A 22535-nucleotide genomic window follows, 5' to 3' on the forward strand; every position below is an offset into this window, starting at 1 on the left:
TCCGGCCCGAATGGATCCTCGGGTCAAGCCCGAGGATGACGGAGGGAAAGTTGCACCTCGCGTCCACTCACGAAAACGGCCGGACTCGCGCCCGGCCGTTTCTATCTTGTCTTACCTGAAGCCTCAGGCGCCAAAAACGATCAACAGGTCCTTGGCGTCGATCTGATCGCCGGCCCGCACCAGAACTTCGGCAACCGTGCCGTCCTTCTCCGCATGCAGAGCGGTTTCCATCTTCATCGCCTCGATCGACAGCAGCACGTCGCCGGCCTTGACCGCCTGGCCCGCGTGAACCGCGACCGTCGAGATCACGCCCGGCATCGGCGCGCCGAGCTGCGTGGCGTTGCCGGCCTCCGCCTTGCGGCGGATGGCGCTGGAAGCACCGCGGTTGCGATCGGGAACCTTGATCGGACGCGGCTGGCCGTTGAGTTCGAAGAACACCTTGACCATGCCCTTCTCGTCGATCTCGCCCTGGGTCTGGTTGAGAATGACGAGCGTCTTGCCCTTTTCCAGGTCGGCGAACAGCTCCTCGCCCGGCGCCATGCCGTAGAAATAGGCGGGCGTCGGCAGCACGCTGACGGGCCCATAGGTTTCGGCCGCCAGCGCATAGTCGGTGAAGACCTTGGGATACATGAGGTAGGAGGCGAACTCGTAATCGTTGACCTCGCGCTCGAGCTTCTCTTCGATCGTCTTGCGCTCGGCATTAAGGTCGGCGGCTTCAAGCAGCGAGCCCGGGCGCACCACATAGGCCTTCTCGCCCTTCAGCGCCTTCTTCTGCAGGCCTTCCGGCCAGCCGCCCGGGGGCTGACCGAGGTCGCCCTTCAGCATCGACACGACCGATTCCGGGAAGGCGATGTCCTTGGCCGGGTTCTCGACGTCGGCAACGGTCAGATCCTGGCTGACCATCATCAGCGCCATGTCGCCGACGACCTTCGAGGACGGCGTCACCTTGACGATGTCGCCGAACATCTGGTTGGCGTCGGCATAGGCCTGCGCCACTTCGTGCCAGCGGGTCTCCAGACCGAGCGAGCGGGCCTGCTCCTTGAGGTTGGTGAACTGGCCACCCGGCATTTCGTGCAGGTAGACTTCGGAAGCCGGCCCCTTGAGGTCGCTTTCGAAGGCGGCGTACTGGTGGCGCACCGCTTCCCAGTAGAACGAGATACGGCGGATCCACTCGGGATCAAGACCCGGATCGCGCTCGGAGCCGCGCAAAGCTTCGACGATCGAGCCGAGGCAGGGCTGCGAGGTGTTGCCGGACAGCGAATCCATCGCCGCGTCGACGACGTCGACGCCGGCATCGACGGCCGCCAGCACGGTTGCAGCTGCAATGCCCGAGGTGTCGTGGGTGTGGAAGTGGATCGGCAGATCCGTCGCCTCACGCAACGCCTTGAACAGCACGCGCGCCGCCGCCGGCTTCAACAGGCCGGCCATGTCCTTGACCGCGATGATATGCGCCCCGGCCTTTTCCAGCTCGGCGGCAAGTGCCGTGTAGTATTTGAGATCATATTTCGGCCGTGCGGCGTTGAGGATATCGCCGGTATAGCAGATCGCCGCTTCGCAGATCTTGTTCTCCTCGGCGACCGCCTCCATCGAGACGCGCATGTTGTCAACCCAGTTGAGGCAGTCGAACACGCGGAAGACGTCGATGCCGCCCCTTGCCGCCTGGCGCACGAAGTATTTGACGACGTTGTCGGGGTAGTTCTTGTAACCGACGCCGTTGGCGCCGCGCAAAAGCATCTGCAGCAGCAGGTTCGGCGCGTCCTCGCGGATGCGTGCCAGCCGGTCCCATGGATCCTCGGTGAGGAAGCGCATTGAAACGTCGAAGGTCGCGCCGCCCCAGCATTCGAGCGAGAACAGATTGGGCAGCGCCCGGGCATAGGTGCCGGCGACGCGGGCAATATCGTAGGTGCGCATGCGGGTCGCCAGCAGCGACTGGTGGCCGTCGCGCATCGTCGTGTCGGTGACGAGCACTTGGCGCTGCGCCCGCACCCATTCGGCAAATTTCTTCGGGCCGAGCTGGTCGAGCATCTGCTTGGTGCCCGGCTTGATGTCGCCGCCGATGAACGGCACGACGGGAGCGGCGATCTCGTCCGACGGACGCGGACGACCCTTGGCCTCCGGATGACCGTTGACGGTGACGTCGGCGAGATAGGTCAGGAGCTTGGTCGCACGGTCCTGACGGCGCACCTGCTGGAACAGCTCCGGTGTCGTGTCGATGAAGCGCGTGGTGTAGGTGTTCTCGTGGAATTTCGGGTGGCTGATGATCGCTTCGAGGAAGGTCAGGTTGGTCGCCACGCCGCGGATGCGGAATTCGCGCAGCGCGCGGATCATCCGCTGGATCGCCTCGTCGGGGTTCGGCGCCCAGGCGGTCACCTTTTCCAGCAACGGATCGTAGTAGCGGGTGATGACCGCGCCCGAATAGGCCGTGCCGCCGTCAAGCCGGATGCCGAAGCCGGTGGCGCCGCGATAGGCGGTGATACGGCCATAGTCCGGAATAAAGTTCTGCTCGGGATCTTCCGTGGTGATACGGCACTGCAGCGCGTGACCGTTGAGGCGGATGTTTTCCTGCGAGGGAACGCCCGATTCCGGCGTGCCGATGGCATAACCGTCGAGGATGTGGATCTGCGCCTTGACGATGTCGATGCCGGTGACGACTTCGGTCACCGTGTGCTCGACCTGGATGCGCGGATTGACCTCGATGAAGTAGAATTTGCCGCTGTCGGCATCCATCAGATATTCGACGGTGCCGGCGCCGATATAGTTCGTCGCCTCGGCAATGCGCTTGGAATAGGCGGCAAGCTCTTCGCGCTGGCTGGCGCTGAGGTAAGGGGCCGGCGCGCGCTCGACGACCTTCTGGTTGCGCCGCTGTATGGAGCAGTCGCGCTCGAACAGATGCACGACGTTGCCGTGCGTATCGCCGAGCACCTGGCTTTCGACGTGCCGGGCGCGCTCGACCAGCTTTTCAAGATAGACCTCGTCCTTGCCGAAGGCAGCCTTGGCCTCGCGCTTGGCTTCCGTCACCTCGCGGGCGAGATCCTTCGGGTCGCGGATCGCGCGCATGCCGCGCCCGCCGCCGCCCCAGGAGGCCTTCAGCATCACGGGATAGCCGATCGCCTCGGCCATCTTCGCCACTTCCGCCATATCGTCGGGAAGCGGTTCCGTCGCCGGCACGACCGGTACGCCGATCGAGATCGCAAGATTGCGGGCGGCGACCTTGTTGCCGAGCTGGCGCATGGTTTCCGGCTTTGGGCCGATGAAGGTGATGCCGTTTTCCGCGCAGGCCTCGGCGAATTCCGGGCTTTCCGACAACAGGCCGTAGCCCGGATGGATGGCATCGGCGCCGGAAAGCTTGGCAACGCGGATCACCTCGTCGATCGACAGGTAACTCTCGATCGGGCCGAGGTCCCGCGACAGATGCGGGCCGCGGCCGACCTGATAACTTTCGTCCGCCTTGAAGCGGTGCAGCGCCAGTTTGTCCTCTTCAGCCCATATCGCGACCGTTTTCAGACCTAGTTCATTGGCCGCGCGGAACACGCGGATTGCAATTTCGGAACGGTTGGCAACAAGGATCTTCGAGATGGGCAAGTCGGACTCCTCAATGACTTGAAACGCGGGAAATGCTGCACCCGCGAAATGAAGTATTAGCGGGTCGCGGAATGAAGCGCAATTTCAGAGTCGAGCGGAAATCCGAGAGAAAGGGATCAGGAAATGAGCCCCAGCCGGAAGGCGATCGCCACGACGTGATGGCGGTTCTTGCCCTTCAGTTTCTCCTGGATGCCATTCATGTACCAATCGACCGTGTGACTGGAAATATCGAGCACCTTGCTGATGTCGTTCGAGGTCATGCCTTCGGCGAGATAGTTGAGCGCTTCCATTTCGCGGCGCGTCATCTGCACTTCGACACGGGACGCGAGCTCGGCTGAAATCTCCGGATCGGTCAGTTCCAGCAGCTTCCAGAACAGACGCTTGGCAATCTGGTCGAACAGGCTGATCTCGACCGGGCTCAGATCGACGACGCGGCCGCCGACCGTCAGGTTGCCGAGCAGGCCGCGGCGGCCGTGCACCGGGAAGATGTAACCATCGTGAAGGCCGTGGTTGCGGCCCTCGATCATCATGCTTTCCATACGTTTGCGATGCGGATCGGAGCGGAAGGCAAACAGCGTGTCGCGCCAGCGGAACCCGCGCTGCGCATGGCCGAGGTAGCGAATGGTCGGGTCAATCACCACATACTTCTTGCGGATGTAGATCTGCGGCCAACCCTCCGGCCAACGGCCGGCGAGCAGCAGCCTCAGCGGATTCTCGTGAGGCTTCGGCTGCCTGACGACGCCATAGAAGTCGAAGCCGCAGCGATCGAGCAGCCGTTCGAATTCCGGTACGATTTCTTCGCGCGTCTTCATCTCTTCGATCAGCGCGAGAAATTGCACAAGCAGCGTGATATTCATGGATCACCTTCCAGGTAGAACACGTGTGCGAGGGCCGGACACCGGACATGAATAAACCGTTCAGCGGCCATTCATGTTGCACCCGCGATAATTCGACATACCATGCCCGGTCTTGTGCGAAAATCGCAAGAAATCGGAATTGGACGGAAAAGATAGCAAACTATGAATACCCGCGCCAAGCCCGCCGATGGGCAAACGGGGTTCCGCCGTCAAAACCGTCTGAAACTCCTGATTTCCCTAGGATATCGCTATTGACCGTCCCAGAGCCGCCTTGATGGCCGGCAGTACGGAGCTTGTTGCCCGTCTGCCGGAGTGTGTCGGGGCGTGACGCATCTGCCGCACGAATGTTGTTGCGGCGCAAAATCCGGTACCCAGAAGGGGTGAGACAGTGTCATTGTTCCAAGTGTATGCAAGAGCGCTTCAGTATCTTGCGGTTCACAAGTTCCGTGTCTCGGCGATCGTGCTCGCCAACGTCGTGCTCGCCGTCATCACGATTGCGGAGCCGATCCTGTTTGGTCGCATCATAGACGCCATTTCCTCCAAGGGCGAAGTCACGCCGATGCTGCTGATGTGGGCGGGCCTGGGTGTGTTCAACACCGTCGCCTTCGTCCTCGTCGCCCGCGAAGCGGACCGGCTCGCCCATGGCCGCCGCGCCACGCTTCTGACGGAAGCCTTCGGTCGCATCGTTTCGATGCCGCTTTCCTGGCACAGCCAGCGCGGCACGTCGAACGCGCTGCATACGCTGCTTCGCGCCTGCGAAACGCTGTTCGGTCTGTGGCTCGAATTCATGCGCCAGCATCTGGCAACGGCCGTTGCGCTCGTCCTGCTCATCCCGACGGCGTTTGCGATGGATGTGCGCCTGTCGCTGGTGCTCGTCGTTCTCGGCGTCTCCTATGTGCTGGTCAGCAAGGCGGTGATGAACCGCACCAAGGAGGGCCAGGCCTCGGTCGAGAACCACTACCACACGGTTTTCTCCCACGTTTCCGATGCGATCAGCAACGTGTCGGTCGTTCACAGCTACAACCGCATCGAAGCCGAGACGCGCGAGCTCAAGAAGTTCACCGAACGCCTGATCTCCGCTCAGTTCCCGGTCCTGGACTGGTGGGCGCTGGCAAGCGCGCTCAACCGCGTCGCCTCGACCATCTCGATGATGACGATCCTCGTCATCGGTACCGTGCTCGTCCAGCGCGGCGAACTCGGCGTCGGCGAGGTCATCGCCTTCATCGGCTTTGCCAACCTGCTGATCGGTCGCCTCGACCAGATGAAGGCCTTCGTCACGCAGATCTTCGAAGCCCGCGCCAAGCTTGAAGACTTCTTCCAGCTGGAAGATTCGGTGCGCGAACGCGAAGAGCCGGCCGGCGCGATGGACCTGGCTGCGGTCAAGGGCGAAGTGGAATTCCGCGACGTGTCCTTCGATTTCGCCAACACCACGCAGGGCGTGCGCAATGTGTCCTTCACCGCCAAGGCCGGCCAGACGATCGCAATCGTCGGCCCGACCGGCGCCGGCAAGACCACGCTCGTCAACCTGCTGCAGCGCGTTCACGAGCCGCGTGATGGCCAGATCCTGATCGACGGCGTCGATATCGCCAAGGTGACGCGCAAGTCGCTGCGCCGCTCGATCGCCACCGTCTTCCAGGACGCTGGCCTGATGAACCGCTCGATCTGCGACAACATCCGGCTTGGCCGTGACGACGCGTCGCTCGACGAAGTGATGGCCGCCGCCGAAGCTGCTGCCGCCAGCGACTTTATCGAGAGCCGCAACAGCGGCTACGACACCGTCGTCGGCGAGCGCGGCAACCGCCTGTCGGGCGGCGAGCGCCAGCGCGTTGCGATCGCCCGCGCCATCCTCAAGAACGCCCCGATCCTGGTGCTCGACGAGGCGACCAGCGCGCTCGACGTTGAGACCGAGGCGCGGGTGAAGGAGGCGATCGACGCCCTGCGCAAGGACCGCACCACCTTCATCATCGCCCACCGCCTGTCGACGGTGCGCGAAGCCGATCTGGTGATCTTCATGGATCAGGGCCAGATCGTCGAAATGGGCGGTTTCAACGAGCTCAGCCAGAGCAACGGCCGCTTCGCCGCCCTGCTTCGCGCCAGCGGCATACTGACGGACGACGACGTCCGCATGAGCCACACGGCGGCCTGAGCCGCAAGGCGCTTCAAATGATACGAAAGCCCTGGGGATCTGTGACCCCGGGGTTTCTGTTTTTTATTGCCTGCTCTTCGGTTGATCACGAAGGACGACGCAGACCCGCGCGCGCCCGATCGACCTCGGATCGCATGATGCAATCCTCGGCATGATCGTTGACCAGACCCATTGCCTGCATGAAAGCGTAGACGGTCGTGGGGCCGACGAATTTCCAACCGCGCTTGCGCAGCTCCTTCGACAGTGCTTCGGAGGCCGGCGAAGTTGAGCGGCTTTGCGGCCGCGCCCCGTCATCGACCGGCTCGAAACTCCAGACGAATGCCGCAAGCGAGCCTTCAGCCTCGACCAGCGCGCAGGCACGTCGCGCGTTGTTGATGACAGCCTCGATCTTGCCGCGATGACGAACAATGCCCGTATCCGCCATCAACCGCGCTACGTCGGCCTCGTCGAACAGCGCCACTTTGCGGAAATCGAATCCGGCGAAAGCGACCCGGAAATTCTCGCGTTTGGCGAGGATGGTGCGCCAGCTCAGGCCCGATTGGAAGCTTTCGAGGCAGAGCTTTTCGAACAACCTTATGTCGTCCACGACCGGGAAGCCCCACTCCTTGTCGTGGTAGTCGAAAAACTCGGGCGCAGCGGCGCACCAGCGGCAGCGCGGACGTCCGTCCTGACCGAGCACACTTGCGCTCATGCCGGCACCTTCAGGAAATCGAGGTTCGGCGCGGTTCGCTTCGGGTCCACTGCGTAGGTTTCGGCGGTCACGATGCCCTGCACGACGAACGGGTCGGCCGCTATGCGCGCGTCATAGGCCGCGCGGCTTTCCTTATGAGCGAGGATCGCGCCTCCAGCGGCGCCCTGAAGGGAGCCGACGCAGAGGAACACGCCATCAGCGAAGCCTTGTGCGATCCAATCGTTATGCGCCGCCATGAACTCGGATGCGGCAGCGCGGTTTTCCGCGAATTTGAGGAAGGTGACGAACATCGGCGCTCCGTGCTTATGTAGATCGGGGAAGGTTCGGCAAGTTCGCCAGCCAGTGTTCGATCCCGGCCACCTCGCTGCGGATGAATGCCTCGTCCCGGAAGGCGGTCGCCATGACGGCTACCCCCTGCGACCATGCTAGAAGATGCAGCGCCAGCGCTTCCGCCTGCTCGTCGGCACCAAGGGCATGGAACTGTGCGGCGAGCCAGTCGCGGAAGAGGCCGAGGATTTCGGTCGCTCGGCTCTGCGCGGAATGATCCAGTTTGGCGAGTTCGGAGCAAAGCGTCCCGACCGGGCAACCAAAGGCCATGATCTTCGCTCGGTTGGCAATCAGCATATGGATGAAGGACAGGATACGCGCGCGCGGGCTCACGCCCTCGGCTTGCCAGCCGTCGAGCATTGCGCGTGTGCGCTCCATGCGGCGGACGATCACGGCATCGAGTATGTCGTCCTTGGTCTTGAAGTGATGATAGAAATTCCCGCGCGAGATGCCCACCGCGGCCGCAATGTCGGCAAAGGACGTGACCTCGAACCCACCTTCGTAAAAAAGGGCATCCGCCTTTTCGATGATCAGGCTACGGGTGGATGGAGAAGGCATATGTTCGACGTCCTGTTCGGCCCGAACAGAATTAGGACATTTGCCCTAGAACGTCAACGCGGGGACTCTCGAAAAGGTCATGTGTGCAGGGGCCGGATCATTGCCCCGCTTCGCAAGCCTTCCACATCGCGGCCGACGCCATGAGGCGTCAGCATCGCAAGAACGGCAGTGGGCGATCAGGCTGCCCGGATCGGCTTGGCCGCCGTCAGGCCCTTCAGCCATTCGAGATAGTAGGCATAGGCGAAATGCAGCCCGATGCCGATGAGCACGAAGAGGCTGCCGATGACAGGGTTTCGCCCGGTGACGAACAGCAGCACCTGGCCGGCCATCGCCAGGATCGTGCCAAAAATGAAGATCGGCAGGGAATGGCGACCGACCACGGCAAGGGGATGGTCGCTATCGAGTTTGGCGAGGCCACTGATGGCAGGCGTCACGGCGATGATGTAAGCGATCGCCAGCACGTGGAGCAGCCGCGGCAGCGACAGGAAGGTCTTGTCGAAACCGGTCAGCACGGCCGGAAGGCCGAAGGAGAGGTCGATGTTCCACCAGGAAAACAGCACCCAGACACCGGAGATCGCGAGGTAGGCGACCGACAGGGCCACCAGCCAGGGCCATCGCGGCAACGTACCGCCTTTGCGCACGAAGGTCATGAAGACCACGCCGATCACGAACAGGAACTGCCATGACCAGGGGTTGAGGAACCAATAGCCTTCGTCGAGGAAGTTCGACGGCACGAACTTGAAGATGCCGGCCACGAGCCACAGGAGGGCAGACAGCAGGAGCAGCAGTTTCTTGCTGATGCCGTTCAGCCAGAGGATGGCCGGCAGCATCAGGAACAGCACCGCATACATCGACAGGATGTTGTTGTAACCGAGCTGGTGCCCGAGCAGGACCATCGCGACGATACCCTGTTCGGTCTGCTCGACGAAGGGCCGGATGTTGATCTCGCCGATCAGGTCCTGCCTCCCGAAATAGAGGGCGCCGCCGGCAAAGATCGCCAAAGTGACGATGCTGGTCATGATATGGGCGACATAGAGCGCCAGCGCCCGTCGCCAGATCTTCAGCGTCAGCGCCAGACGTGCGCGGGGCACGTACTTGCCGCCATAGGCAAGCCCGACCGAGAGGCCGGAGATCAAGACGAAGGCCTCGGCCGAATCCGAGAAGCCGTAGTTCTTGTGGGTCAGATATTCGAGATATTGCCCGGGAACGTGATTGACGAAGATCGTCAGAAGGCAGAGCGCCCTCAACACGTCAAGGCGCGTGTCGCGCTCCTTGGGAACCATGCGGGCGGATATCGTCGGGATCGAACCGCCCCCAGATGTCTTTTGCAGCATGCGGTCTAGTATCCGGGATCTGGCGCCCCTGCCCCACCCCTGTTGAAACGGGCGCCGGACATTCGCTTGGCCCTGGAGGGTGCGTATATCCGATGCCGTCGATCGATGCGCAAACCTCTCGAGGGTTCGCGCCGCCGGCAGATCTGCAAGAAAAAACCGGCCTTGCCCGTTCGGGTGCAAAGCCGGTTTCAACGTTCATTCAATACCGGCAGTTACAGCAAAATGCCTTCATGCGCGTTTTTTGTGACACTATTATTGATGCTGACGATCGGCTCGCGACTTTTCGCATCGCGCTTGACCGAAATGCGATGCTTCGTGCCGTTCAGCGTCACTTCAGCCGAGTAGCCGTCCCAGGCCTCCGGCAGCACCGGCCGGATGACCAGCTTTTCGCCATGCCTGCGGATGCCGAGAATGCCCTCGACGCCGGCGCGGTAGAGCCAGCCGGCCGACCCGGTGTACCAGGTCCAGCCACCGCGTCCGGCCAGCGCGCCTTCGCCATAGATGTCGGCGGCCACCACATAGGGCTCGACCCGGTAATGGTCGGCGCCCTCGCGGCTTAGGGCATGCGAGACGGGATTCAGCATCTGGAAGACGCGCCAGGCTTCCTCGGCCCGACCCTGCTCGGCAAAGGCCAGCGCCACCCACGTCGCCGCGTGGGTATATTGCCCGCCGTTTTCACGCACACCGGGCGGATAGGCCTTGATGTAGCCCGGGTCCTGCCTGGTTCTTTCGAGCGGCGGCGTAAACAGCCGGACGATGCGTCGATCCGGATCGACGAGTTCGGCCATGACCGCATCCATCGCGTGCCGCGACCGCTGCTCGTCGCCCTCGCCCGAAAGCACGCTCCAGGACTGACCGATCGAATCGATCCGGCATTCGTCGCTTTCGCTCGAGCCGAGCGGCGCGCCATCGTCGTAGTAGCCACGACGGTAATAGTCGCCATCCCAGCCCGCTTCATCGAGCACCGTCTTCAAGGCCGCAAGATGCGTCTCCCAATGGCTGACACGGGCCTTGTCCTTGCGCTGGCGGGCAAAGGGCAGGAAGCCGCGCAACGTGCCCGCCAGGAACCAGCCGAGCCAGACGCTCGTCCCGCGTCCGGCAATGCCGACACGGTTCATGCCGTCGTTCCAGTCGCCACCGAGAATAAGCGGCAGGCCATTTTCGCCGCTGCGCCTGATCGCCAGATCGAGTGCACGGGCACAATGCTCGTAGACATCGGCGATCTCGTCGGCGATCTCCGGCTTGTAGAAGCTGTCGTGCTGCCCTTCCTCGAGTGCCGGGCCGGTGATGAAGGCGATCTTCTCGCCGAGAATGTCGGCGGACCCGGTGACCTCGCAATAGTGCGTGACGGCATGAGCGAGCCAGACGACGTCGTCCGAGATCATCGTGCGGACGCCGGCACCGGTGCCCGGCAGCCACCAATGCTGCACGTCCCCTTCGACGAATTGCCGCGCGGCCGCGTTGAGGATCTGTGCCCGCGCCAGTTCCGGCCGGTGGATGAGGAACGCCAGCGTGTCCTGCAGCTGGTCGCGGAAGCCGAAGGCGCCGCTCGCCTGGTAGAAAGCCGAGCGTGCCATGATCCGGCAACCGAGGCTCTGATAGGGCAGCCAGTTGTTGATCATGGTGTTGAAGGCGGCATCCGGCGTTTCCACCTTTACGATATCGGTGAACTCGCTCCAGAAGGTCTTCGCCGCATCCATGACCGTGTCGAACGCAGTCTGGCGCAACTCGCCGAGAACCGCGCGCATCTGTTCGTCGTTGTCGGCATCGCCGAGGATGAACGTCAGCTGCTTTTCGGCACCAGGCTCGATCACCAGATCGGTCGCCAACGCCGCGCAGGCGTCGCCGTCCACATCGACAGAGCCGGAAAGCTCGGCCCCTGACAAAACGGCCTGCGGCACGAGAATGCCGCCGATCCGCCCGAGGAACTCGCGCCGGCTTGCCGTGTGGCTCACACCGACACCACCCTCGACTGCAAAGAAGGCCGAGCGACCGGCATAGTCGATGCTGTAGGGGTTGGTCGCAACCAGCGCGTCGGCGGCGTCGTCCCACTTCGACAGAACGAAGGGCGCCATGCGGGCCCGGTTGTTGCCGAGCACCCATTCGGCAAAGCCGTAGATCTTGAGTTGGCGGGCAGTGGTGGAGCGGTTGCGGATCGAGATGCGGACCAGCTTGGCCGGCAAGGTTCGATGCACCGTGTGCGCTGCCTCGATATCGAGATCGTCCTGGGTGCTGCGGAATGTCGAATAACCAAGTCCGTGGCGCGTCTCGAAGACGACCGACCGGCTGCGCGACAGGGCCGCGTAGGGGGTCAGCACCGCGCCACTCGCCAAGTCGCGGATGAAGATCGCTTCGCCCGGGCGGTTGACGACCACATCGTTGGCCCACGGCGTCAGCTGGTAGTCGCGCGAATTGCGGCTCCAGGTGAAGGCCGCACCCTCCGCCGAAACGTGGAAGCCGAACTGTTCGTTGGAGATGACGTTGATCCAAGGCTGCGGTGTCGCCTCGCCGCCGCGCAGGCGCACGACATATTCGCGCCCGCCGTCGGCAAAGCCGCCGTAGCCGTTCCAGAAATCGAGACCGTCGCCGACGATACGAGCATCGACAGCGTCGGCCGGCTGCTGCGGCGCAGCCAGCAAGGGGAAATTGCTTTCGCTGCCCTTCACCGGCGGCGTCGAATAGAGCGAATTGGCACGGGCGATCTGATCGGAGATCGTGCCGTTGCGGGCATGGAACACGGCGCGGGAGGCCGACAGCAGCGTCGACCAGGTCTCCGCCTCCATCAGGTCGCGGCGCACCGAGAAGATGTGCTGGCGCGGACCATCGGACAGGCCGCGAAGCCTCAGGTTCTCGCACATCGAATCGAGTGCGTGCTGCATGTCCTGGGCATAGGACGAGGCACGCTCGTTGATGATCACCAGGTCGGCGGTGATGCCGCGGGCGCGCAGATATTCCTGTGCCCTGAGCGCTTCCCGGGCGATACCGAGGTCGCCGTCGTCGTTGATGCGCAGGCAGAAGATCGGGAAGTCACCCGAGATCGCCAGCGGCCAGAGCGTCGACTGCGACGCAAGCCCCGCCTGAACCGTCGCGGTATCGGCGCGCAGGTGCATGTCGGGGTAAACGAGGTAGCGCCCGAGCATCTGGAAGCTGGCGGCCTCCTGCGAGCTGACGCCGACGTGGCGCATCTGCACCTGGCTGCGCGTCCAGGCGTGGATCAGCTCGTGATTGAAGGTTTCCGTATGTCTGTAGCGATCGATGGCGCGATCGACGGCTTCGCGATTCGGCGCAGCGATCGTCCAGAAGACGACGCTGACCTTCTTGCCGGCCGGAACCCGCACGACACGACGCAGCGACATGATCGGATCGAGCGTGAAACCGTCGGTTCCCGAAAGCACCGCGTCGGTGTCGAAGGCGGCGGCCTCCGCAAGGGTACGGCCCTGGCCGATGAAGCGGCGACGGTCGGTCTCGGCTTCGGTCGGGCGGTCGCTGCCGGCATTGTCGGTGACGAGATGGGCCACTTCCATATCCGGATCGCCGGGGCTGCGCTTGTTGCGGCTGACATGGATGACATCGCCGCGCCGGCTGATTTCCGTGCGCACGAACATCTTGGAGAAGGCGGGATGCGCGCTGTCGGCCTCGTCGGTCGAAAGCACCGGTTCGGCGTAGGAGGTCACTTCGATGAAGCGATCCTGCGTTCCCGTGTTGAGCAGGATGACGCGGCGGCCTTCGGCATCGTGCTCGGTGGCAACGATACACTCCACCTCGCTGGTGAGGTCGCCGACGGTCTTGACGAACTCGGCCTTGTCGTCGCCGAACCGCGTCAGCACCTTCTCGCCGACGGCACGCCGCGGCTCGGCGGTGGCCGACCACCAGTCGCCCGTCGTCGTGTCGCGCAGGAAGATGAATGTGCCCGTCCTGTCCTCGACCGGGTCCGGCTTCCAGCGGGTGACCGACTGTCCGTTCCAGCGGGCATAACCGGCACCGGTTGCCGTCAGCATGACGGCATAATGGCCGTTGGACAGGAACACGGTTTCGCGGTCCTGGGCGAGCGGGTTTTCGATAACACGGACTTCCGGACGCAACAGGTCGTCCTGGCCCTTGCCGAGCGATTCCGGCTCGCGCTTGGCATTCATGATCGGAATGTCGCGCGGCGCCTTTTCCTGCAGCAGCAATTCGGCCGCTTCGATCACCGGATCGGCGTGGAACCATTCACGCAGCTTGCCGGTGAAGACGACGTTGGCGACCGCAGCGATCGACATGCCATGGTGGTGGGCATAGTAGTTGCGCACCACGGCGCATTTCTGCCCCTCGGGCACGCGCGTCGGCGTGAAGTCGACGGCATCGTGGAAGCCGTAGACACCGAGCGCACCGACTTCGCGCAGGCGACCGAGATTGGCCAGCGCCGCCTTCGGATCGTACATGCAGGCGAGGATGGAGGCGTAGGGCGCGATGACGGCGTTCTGGCCGAGGCCACGCTTGAGGCCGAGCGTCGGCACACCGAAGTTGGTGTACTGGTAGGTCAGTTCATGATCGCGCGCATTGAAGGCCGCTTCGGAGATGCCCCATGGCGTGCCGAGACGGCGGCCATGATTGATCTGCTCCCTGACCACCAGATTGTTGGTCTGGTTGAGGATGCCGCCCTGCCGCTCCTGCATGACCAGCGGCGGCATCAGGTATTCGAACATCGAACCGGACCAGGAGATCAACGCGCCGCGCGCGCCGATCGGCACGATCGGACGGCCGAGCTTGTACCAGTGCTCGGTCGGCAGGTCGCCCTTGGCGATGGCGAACAGGCTCGTCAGGCGCGCCTCGGATGCCAGAAGGTCGTAGCAGGCCTCGTCGAGTTCGTTGGCATTGACGCGGAAGCCGATCGAAAGCAGCCGACGCTCCGGCCGGAACAGGAAGCCGAAATCCATCGAGAAGGCGATGTCGCGTGCGCGATCCTTCAGCACCGCCAGCCGCTGGCGCAGCGCTTCGATGGCGCCGAGGTCGAACACGCCGTCGGCAATATGCGCTTCGCAGGTGGCGACGAGCGTGTTCGCCCACTTCGTCACTTCGCTGCTCTGGGCCGTGCGCACCTCATGGTCGAGATTGACGGTCAGCTTGTGCATGTCGCGCGCCAGCACGGCGAGGTTGATCACACGGATCGATGCGAACTCATGCTCGCGCTTGACGGCTGCCAGCGCGTTCTGGAAGCCGACGATGCGCTCCTCGATCAGGCGGCGCAGCGGGCGAACGGTCTTGCGGTCGTCAGGCAGGTCCTTCAGCACCTCGGCAAGGATGGCAACCACGTCGCCGATGCCGTCGAGGCTGCCCTGGACGTGCGCGGATGGGGCTTCCGCCCATTCCCGACACATGGACGACACCGCGATCAGGTGACCGGCAAGGTTGCCGCTGTCGACCGACGAGATGTAGCGCGGCTCCATCGTTTCGAGCGTATTGGTGCGATACCAGTTGAACAGGTGGCCGCGATATTTCGGCATCCGGTCGATGGTGGCGATCGTCTGTTCCAGGCGCGTGATCGTCTCCTCGAAGCCGATCCAGCCGAAGTCGCGTGCCGACATCACCGAGAGAAGGTAGACGCCGATATTGGTCGGCGACGTGCGCTCGGCAAGCACCGGCTGCGGCGTTTCCTGGAAGTTGTCCGGCGGCAGGAAATTCTGCTCGGCGGTCACGAAGGTCTCGAAATAACGCCAGGTGCGCCGCGCGATCAGACGCATTTCCCCGATCGCCTCGTCGGAGACGACCAACTGGTCCTCGGTTTCGGCCGATTGGCTGACGAACCACGCCACTGCCGGAGAAAGCGCCCAGAGCAGGGCGAAGGGAATGCCGATGAAGGGCAGGCCGGTATCGGAAACCGCAGCGAGCGCCAGTGACAGCACAGACAGCGCTGGCGCGATCCACATCGCCCGGTAGTAGTCGCCGATGCTTCCATGGCCAGCACTTTGCACCTGGGCGGCGGTGCGCCATTCCAGCATCAGCTTGCGGCTGACGAAGGTGCGGTAGAGCGAGCGCACGATCGCGTCGCCCATCATCGCCGCGCCATGGGCGATGAAGACGATGCGAAGCGCGACCTGGGCGTTGGCGGCGCGAACTTCGGTCAGCACCGCATGGAGGTGGGCGCGCGCGACGATGTCGTTGCGGCGTGGTAAGAGGCCATTGATCAGCGACAGCGTCGGCGCGACGAACAAGCTGAAGATCAGCACGATCTGCCAGATCAGCGCTTCCGTCGGCTGCATATAATACCAGCCCATGACCGAGGCGACGAGCCAGGCACAGGGGATCAGCGAGCGGCGCAAGTTGTCGTACATCTTCCAGCGGCCGAGCATCGACAAGCCGTTCGACGGATTGAAGATGTAAGGCAGCAGCTGCCAGTCGCCGCGGGCCCAGCGATGCTGGCGCGACATCTCGACTTCGTAGCGGGTCGGGAAATCCTCGACGAGTTCGACGTCCGTTACCAGCGCACAGCGCACATAGGAGCCTTCGAGCAGGTCGTGGCTGAGAACGGCGTTTTCCTCGATCCGGCCCTTGAGCGCCGCCTCGAAGGCGTCAACGTGGTAGAGGCCCTTGCCGGTGAAGCTGCCTTCGCCGGCGATGTCCTGGTAGACGTCCGACACGGTAAAGACATAGGGGTCAATGCCGCGATTGGCCGAGAAGATGCGTTGGAACGCCGAAGCCTCGCTGCCGGTGGTCAGCGACGGCGTCACGCGCGGCTGCAGCAGGCTGTAACCGGCAATCACCTTCTGCGTCTCCGGATCGACGATCGGGCGGTTGATCGGGTGGGACATCTTGCCGACCAGCTTCGTCACCGCATCGCGCATCAGGCGCGTGTCGGCGTCGAGCGTCATGACGTACTGGACGTTCTCCGGCACGGTGTTGGCGCCCTGGAGGAACGAGGTGTCGCGATCGCCGCGCAGGAGCAGGTTCAGCTCATGCAGCTTGCCGCGCTTGCGCTCCCAGCCCATCCACACGCCTTCCGCCTCGTTGAAGAGACGGCGACGGTGCAGGAGGAAGAAGCGTGTCTTGCCGTCATAGGCATACCGCGCCGAAAGCTCGGCAACCTCGCGCCGGGCATAGTCGAGGACGTCGGTGTCGGCCGAGGTTTCCTCGGTCTTGCTATCGACCCAGTCGCTGAGCAGCGCGAAGTAGATCTCGCCGCGCGGATTGGCGAGGTAGTGAACTTCGAGATTGCGCACCAGCTCGTCGACATGGTCGCGCTTGGAGATCAGGCAGGGCACGACGACGAGCGTGCGGGCATATTCCGGAACGCCGTCGAGGAACTCGTAGCCGACCAGGCGCGACGGTCTGACGAACAGCGTGACGAGGGTGTTGAACAGTCCCATCGCGCCTTCGGACGCCGGCAGCGCAAACAGCAGCAGCATGATCAGCTTTGCGCCGTTCGGAATATCCATCGGGCTGACGAAGGCATAGACGGCGATCATCGCCAGGATGGTCAGCAGAATGTTCGGTCCGGCGATGGCGAACCAGTCGAGCTTGCGGCTAAGGCGGATGATGCTCTGCAGTACCGACGGCCGGTAGCCGATCTTCTGCTCGAGCGCCTTGCGCTGCTTGCCGACGAGGAAGGAGCCGACGTTCGGCTCCTGAAGCTGCGGTTCGACGGCGGCCGCCGCCTCCGCTTCCTTCACCATCTCGATGGCGATCTGGGTGACTTCATATTCGCTGTGGCCGGAGCGGCGCGCCAGCTTTTCGATCGTATCGCGATACTTGTTGCGCGAGCCGAATTCGAGCGCGGCATAATCGGAGCCGTCGCGCAGCGCCGCATCGATCTTGCTGACGCTTTCGAACCAGACGGCCCAGTCGGTGTCGTCGATCTCGCGCAGGCTGCGGATGATGTTGCTCATCGTCGCATTGCCAGACGACAGGCGGTTCTGCTCGGCGACCAGCGCATCCTCGACGTCGCTGCCGCGCTTTTCCAGCTGTTCCTCGATCCAGGCGATCACCGAGCCGGAGGTCTGCGAGCCGTCGCGCATGCGGTAGAGCAATTGGGCAACGAAGGTATTGTCGGCGGCAAGCGCCTCGGATTCGGTCAGCAGCGACCGGCACTTCTCCGGGTCGTTGTGACGGATGATCTGATCGGCGATGTCGTTTGCCTTGCGCCGCATGCCGCGCGAACGCTCGACGCGGATGGCGATGCGCCGCAGGTTTTCGATCAGGACGAAACGCAGGATCGACGGCAGCGCCCACAATTCACCGATCTTGAACGTGTCGTGCTTCTGAAAGCCCTCGACCATCGCGGTGATGCTCTCCCGCGAGACGGTGCTGTGCGTATGGGCGACATAGAGCCAGGCGAGCGCCATCGTGCGCGGAATGACGGTTCCGGAAACCGACAGCGTCGGCAGCTGGCGATAGAACTTGCGCGGGAAGTCGCGACGAACTTCCTGGATCGCTTCCTCGACCACGTGGTGGTTGTCGAGCAGCCATTCGGCGGCCGGCGTGATCTGCGCCCCCGCTTCGACGTCAGCCGCCGTCGCCCGATACACCCTCAGGATTTCGTTTTCATTCTCGCGATGGCGCGGACGGAACTCGAACGGGAAGAAGCCCGGCAGGGACGGGGCGCCCTTGAGCGCAAGGGCCTCGCCGCATTGCCGCAGATCCTCCATCGAGAAAAAGGTCGAGCGGATCGAATCGTTGTAATCGATCTGTTTCGCTTCCGGTTCGCGAGAAGAGGAGGACGGCGTGTTATGAAGGGGCATGGGTGCTGGTTCTGAATCCAACCGGGGTTGATCGGCCCGGCTCTCGTTGTTCTGCCGGGTTGGCTGCGGTCCTGAGGTTCCAGGCTTGGCCGGCGCGTTGCTAGACACGGTCATGTGTCCTCCCATCCGCCGTCATTTTCCGGCAAACCGGAAACTGGCGGAAACTGGCACCGCCCTTGAACTGGGCATCGGAGAAAGCAAAGCCGGCGGCGCATTGGTTTTCAAGGCCGCGTGATGCATGAAAGTGGCATTTTTTAGCCGTGGTGCCAACAGCTTGCAAGGATCGGCGGCGCAAGTTTGAACGAATTGCGCACACTCTCATCGGGCGAAAACGCAATAGTCCGCGCCCGCCGATGGCACCCTCAAATCTATGTATCAATTTTGCCCCTTCCCGGCGCATCTCTGGGTAGCAGTCCGTCGCGAAACGCTAAGCGCGTGAAGAAGGTTCCTGCCATCGGTCGAAACATGTTCGAAGGATGAGAACCTAGCCGACCTGTTCGGTGATCCATTCGCGGAAGGCGAGACTGATCGGGTTTTCGAGTTTGCCTTCCGGAACCGCGAGATAATAACTGTTCTCCGTTTGCATCGGCCGGTCGAGAACGATGCGCAATGTTCCCGCTGCCAGCTCCTGCTCGATCAGATAGCGGGGCAGCAAGGCGAAACCGAGACCGGCGGTCGCCGCCTCGATCACCATCGAGAACTGATCGAAGCGATTGCCGCGATAGGCGCCCCGGCCGTCCATGCCGTTGGCCTCGAACCATTGCGCCCAGAGCTTGGGCCGCGTCGCCAGGTGCAGAAGCGGACCGCCGACGATATCCTCCAGCGTCGCAACCGGGTTGGCCGCAAGCAGGGTCGGGCTTGCCGCCGGCACGATGATCTCGCTGCAGAGATAGCTGCAGGTCGCATGCGCCCACACCGGCTGGCCGTAGTGGATGGCGATGTCGAAATTCTGCTCGTCGAAATCGAAGGGTGCCGACCGCGACGCGATGTTGACCACCGTGTCGGGGTGCTGGCGAAGAAAATCGGGCAGGCGCGGCACCAGCCAGCGACTGCCGAAGGTCGGCAGCGACGCGATCGACAGTGTCGAGTCGGCGCGCGCCGACGCCATCGCCCGCACCATCAGTTCTTCGGTCTGGTTGAGCAGGCGGCGAACCTCGGGCAGGAACTTCTGCCCGGCTTCCGAGAGAATGACGCGCTGGCGCACCCGCTCGAACAGGAGCACGCCGAGCTGGTTCTCCAGATCCTTGATCTGGCGGCTGACGGCACTCTGGGTCAGATTGAGTTCGGCGGCCGCCTGCGTGAAGCTGCCGTGCCGCGCCGCACATTCGAAAGCCTGCAGCGTCGTAACGTCAGGAACCAGTCTGCGGCTTAACTTCATTCCAGCCTCGCATCAACATAGTCACAAGCAGCGCGATCAATGGCCGCCGCCCTCGGATATGATCCGAAATGAGAATGACCTTGTCCTTCACCCATAGCGCGAGGCGAGCCCCAGTGAAAGAGAATAGTTTCGTATCCGCCGATGATATCCGTTCGGCTTTTTCCGCAGCCATGTCGGTCATGTACCGCGAGGAAGTGCCGGCCTACGGCACGCTGATGGAACTGGTCGCCAGGGTCAACGACGATACGCTCGATGCCGACCCGGCGCTCAGAGAGCGCCTCGACGCGACGGATTCGCTCGACCGCATTTCCGAGGAGCGCCACGGCGCGATCCGTCTCGGCACGCCTGCCGAACTCGCGATGATGCGCCGCGTCTTTGCCGTCATGGGCATGTATCCCGTCGGCTACTACGATCTTTCGACCGCCGGCGTACCGGTACACTCGACAGCCTTCCGCCCCGTTGGCGAAACGGCTCTGAAGCGCAACCCTTTCCGGGTGTTCACCTCGCTTCTGCGCCTGGACCTGATCGCCGACGAAAGCCTGCGCGCCGAGTCCGAAGCCATCCTTTCCGAGCGCCGGATCTTTACGCCCGTCGCTGTCGAGTTGGCTGAGAAAGCCGAACGCGACGGCGGCCTCGACAAGACCGATGCCGAACGCTTCGTCTCCGAGGTGTTGGAAACCTTCCGCTGGCACGACAGGGCCAATGTCAGCGCCGACATGTACAAGCGCCTGCATGACGCCCACCGGCTGATCGCCGACGTCGTGTCGTTCAAGGGGCCGCATATCAACCATTTGACGCCGCGCACGCTGGATATCGACCGGGTCCAGAGCCTGATGCCCGAATACGGCATCGCGCCGAAGGCCGTCGTCGAGGGACCGCCGACCCGCAAATGCCCGATCCTGCTTCGCCAGACCTCGTTCAAGGCGCTGGAAGAAGCCGTGTCCTTCCGCGACGGCGATGGCGACTGGAAGGCCGGCTCGCACACCGCCCGCTTCGGCGAGATCGAGCAGCGCGGCATTGCGCTCACCCCCAAGGGCCGCGCGCTCTACGATGAGCTTCTGGAAGCCTCGCGCAAGATCGTGCGCCCGGCAGCCGACGGCTCCAATGCCCGCGACTATGAGGCAGCCCTTGCCAAAGCCTTCGAAAGCTTCCCTGATACCTGGGCAGGCATCCGTGAAGCCGGCCTCGGCTATTTCAGCTATTCGCTGACCGACAAGGGCTTGAAGACCAGGATTTCCGACCGCCGCGATATCAACGCGCTGATCGCCGACGGCCTCGTGCAGTTCGATGCCATCGTCTACGAAGACTTCCTGCCGGTCAGTGCCGCAGGTATCTTCCAGTCCAACCTCGGCGACGGCGCCCATCAGGATTTTGTCGCGAGCCCGAACCAGAAGCGTTTCGAGATCGACCTCGGCGCCACCGTGCTCAACGAGTTCGATCACTATGCCGGCATCGAAGAGGCATCGATCGAAAGCTGCGTGCGGGTCTTGACCGCAGCCATCGCTGCGGAATGATACGTTCAAGATGATCGAACAGGTACACATCGACGCGCTGACCGGCATCCTTGGCGACAAGGGTGTGGTCACGCGCGCTGAAGACATGGAAGCCTACGAGACCGGCGCGCGCTATGATCGCGGCCGGGCTTCGGTCGTGCTGCGGCCGGCAACAACAGTGGAAACCTCGGCAACCGTTGCCTATTGCGTGCGCCATGGCATCGCCCTGATCCCGCAATCGGGCAATACCGGACTTGTCTCCGGCTCGACCCCGGACGCATCCGGCAACGAGGCGGTCCTCAGCCTCGACCGCCTCGCCAAGGCGTTCGAACTCGATCTCGACAACCGCTCGGTGCGCGTCGATGCCGGGCTCAGGCTTTCGGATCTCAACCGCCGGCTGGAAGAACATGGCCTGTTCTTCCCGATCGACCTCGGCGCCGATCCGCGGATCGGCGGCATGATCGCCACCAACACCGGCGGCTCGCGCTTCCTGAAATACGGTGACGTCCGCCGCAACACGCTCGGCCTCACCGTGGTTCTCGCTGATGAAGACGGCACCGTGCTCGATCTTCAATGCGACCTGCGCAAGAACAACACCGGCGTCGACTGGAAACAGATCTTTGTCGGCACCTCCGGCGCCTTCGGCATCGTCACCGAATGCGTGCTCAATCTGGAGCGATTGCCGCAGCAGACAGCGACCGCGCTGCTGGTGCCGGCAAGCGGCGCCCATGTGATGCCGCTGCTGCGCGCCATGGAAGAGCGCCTCGGCGCCTATCTCTCAGCCTTCGAGGGCATGTCGAGTAACGCCGTCAAGGCGGCGTTCGCGCATGTCCCGTCGCTGAAGAACCCTTTCCAGGGCGGACATGTCCCGGATTACGTCATCCTCGCCGAGATCAGCCGCACCTGGGGCCTACGCGAAGGCGAGCAATCGCTCGACGCCGCGCTCGAAACGGTGCTGGCCGAGATCTGGGAGATGGAGACGGCACCGCTCGCCGACGCCTTCGTCGGCCCGCCGCATGAAATCTGGGCGCTGCGCCACGCACTGTCGGAAGGCGTGAAGCACCTCGGCAAGCTGATCGCCTTCGACGTGTCCTTCCGCAGGGGTGACATCATGGCCTTCTGCGACCATATGAAGGCCGAGATGCCGAACAGGTTTCCTGACGTCACCGTCTGCGACTTCGGCCATATCGGCGACGGTGGTGTACACTTCAATCTCGTGGTGCCGAAGGACAGCCCGCTGCTTAGCGATCCGACATTCGAGCAGCGTTTGAGAGAATGGGTTTTCGCCGTGGCCGTCGAGGAGTATCACGGCAGTTTCAGCGCGGAACATGCGATAGGCCGCCGCAACCAGGCCTATTACGACATTTATACAACCGACAAACTCAAGGACATGGCCGCGGGCCTGAAGACGCTCACCTCGCCGGGGAAACTCGGCAGCGTGCGCTTCGGATAGAC

Annotated in this window: 11 protein-coding genes; 3 read left to right on the forward strand and 8 right to left on the reverse strand. The window is 63.2% G+C overall.

Going from position 1 to position 22535, the window contains the following annotated elements:
* Positions 1 to 123: 123 nt before the first annotated feature.
* Both pyc and BC360_RS07195 read right to left on the reverse strand, forming a co-directional pair.
* Positions 124 to 3582, reverse strand: a complete 3459-nt coding sequence (pyc, locus tag BC360_RS07190) for a pyruvate carboxylase (RefSeq protein WP_065794716.1) — start codon at positions 3580 to 3582, stop codon at positions 124 to 126.
* Between the two features lie 116 nt (positions 3583 to 3698).
* A complete protein-coding gene (locus tag BC360_RS07195) occupies positions 3699 to 4439 on the reverse strand; it encodes a helix-turn-helix transcriptional regulator (protein WP_065794717.1) in 741 nt (246 codons plus the stop codon).
* A 388-nt stretch (positions 4440 to 4827) separates the two neighbouring features.
* On the opposite strand from BC360_RS07195, the gene BC360_RS07200 reads away from it, so the two are divergent.
* On the forward strand, positions 4828 to 6585 hold the full coding sequence (locus tag BC360_RS07200; protein WP_065794718.1) for a glucan ABC transporter ATP-binding protein/ permease: 1758 nt from the start codon (positions 4828 to 4830) through the stop codon (positions 6583 to 6585).
* A gap of 85 nt (positions 6586 to 6670) precedes the next feature.
* Here BC360_RS07200 and BC360_RS07205 read toward each other — a convergent pair whose 3' ends face one another.
* From BC360_RS07205 to BC360_RS07230, 6 genes are all read right to left on the reverse strand, one after another.
* Positions 6671 to 7276, reverse strand: coding sequence for a DNA-3-methyladenine glycosylase I (locus tag BC360_RS07205; RefSeq protein ID WP_065794719.1), 606 nt, complete (start codon positions 7274 to 7276; stop codon positions 6671 to 6673).
* On the reverse strand, positions 7273 to 7566 hold the full coding sequence (locus tag BC360_RS07210) for a YciI family protein (RefSeq protein ID WP_065794720.1): 294 nt from the start codon (positions 7564 to 7566) through the stop codon (positions 7273 to 7275). The genes BC360_RS07205 and BC360_RS07210 overlap by 4 nt, the downstream gene beginning before the upstream one ends.
* Before the next feature lie 13 nt (positions 7567 to 7579).
* Complete coding sequence (locus BC360_RS07215; RefSeq protein WP_065794721.1) at positions 7580 to 8161, reverse strand: TetR/AcrR family transcriptional regulator; 582 nt, start codon at positions 8159 to 8161, stop codon at positions 7580 to 7582.
* Positions 8162 to 8337: 176 nt separating this feature from the next.
* Complete coding sequence (locus BC360_RS07220) at positions 8338 to 9495, reverse strand: OpgC family protein (protein ID WP_065784527.1); 1158 nt, start codon at positions 9493 to 9495, stop codon at positions 8338 to 8340.
* 212 nt (positions 9496 to 9707) lie between these two features.
* Positions 9708 to 18323, reverse strand: coding sequence for a cyclic beta-(1,2)-glucan synthase (ndvB, locus tag BC360_RS07225; RefSeq protein ID WP_065794722.1), 8616 nt, complete (start codon positions 18321 to 18323; stop codon positions 9708 to 9710).
* Between the two features lie 370 nt (positions 18324 to 18693).
* Positions 18694 to 19587 carry a LysR family transcriptional regulator gene (locus BC360_RS07230; RefSeq protein ID WP_025425244.1) on the reverse strand — a complete coding sequence of 298 codons (894 nt, stop codon included), beginning with the start codon at positions 19585 to 19587 and terminating at the stop codon, positions 18694 to 18696.
* 113 nt (positions 19588 to 19700) lie between these two features.
* Between BC360_RS07230 and BC360_RS07235 the strand changes: the two genes are divergently transcribed.
* The gene (locus BC360_RS07235; protein ID WP_065794723.1) at positions 19701 to 21101 is read left to right on the forward strand and encodes a VOC family protein; all 1401 of its coding nucleotides are present in this window, start codon (positions 19701 to 19703) and stop codon (positions 21099 to 21101) included.
* A gap of 10 nt (positions 21102 to 21111) precedes the next feature.
* On the forward strand, positions 21112 to 22533 hold the full coding sequence (locus BC360_RS07240) for an FAD-binding oxidoreductase (protein WP_065794724.1): 1422 nt from the start codon (positions 21112 to 21114) through the stop codon (positions 22531 to 22533).
* Positions 22534 to 22535 lie beyond the last annotated feature (2 nt).

Source organism: Ensifer sp. LC163 (assembly GCF_001695855.1).
In the GTDB taxonomy this organism is placed as follows: Bacteria; Pseudomonadota; Alphaproteobacteria; order Rhizobiales; family Rhizobiaceae; genus Ensifer.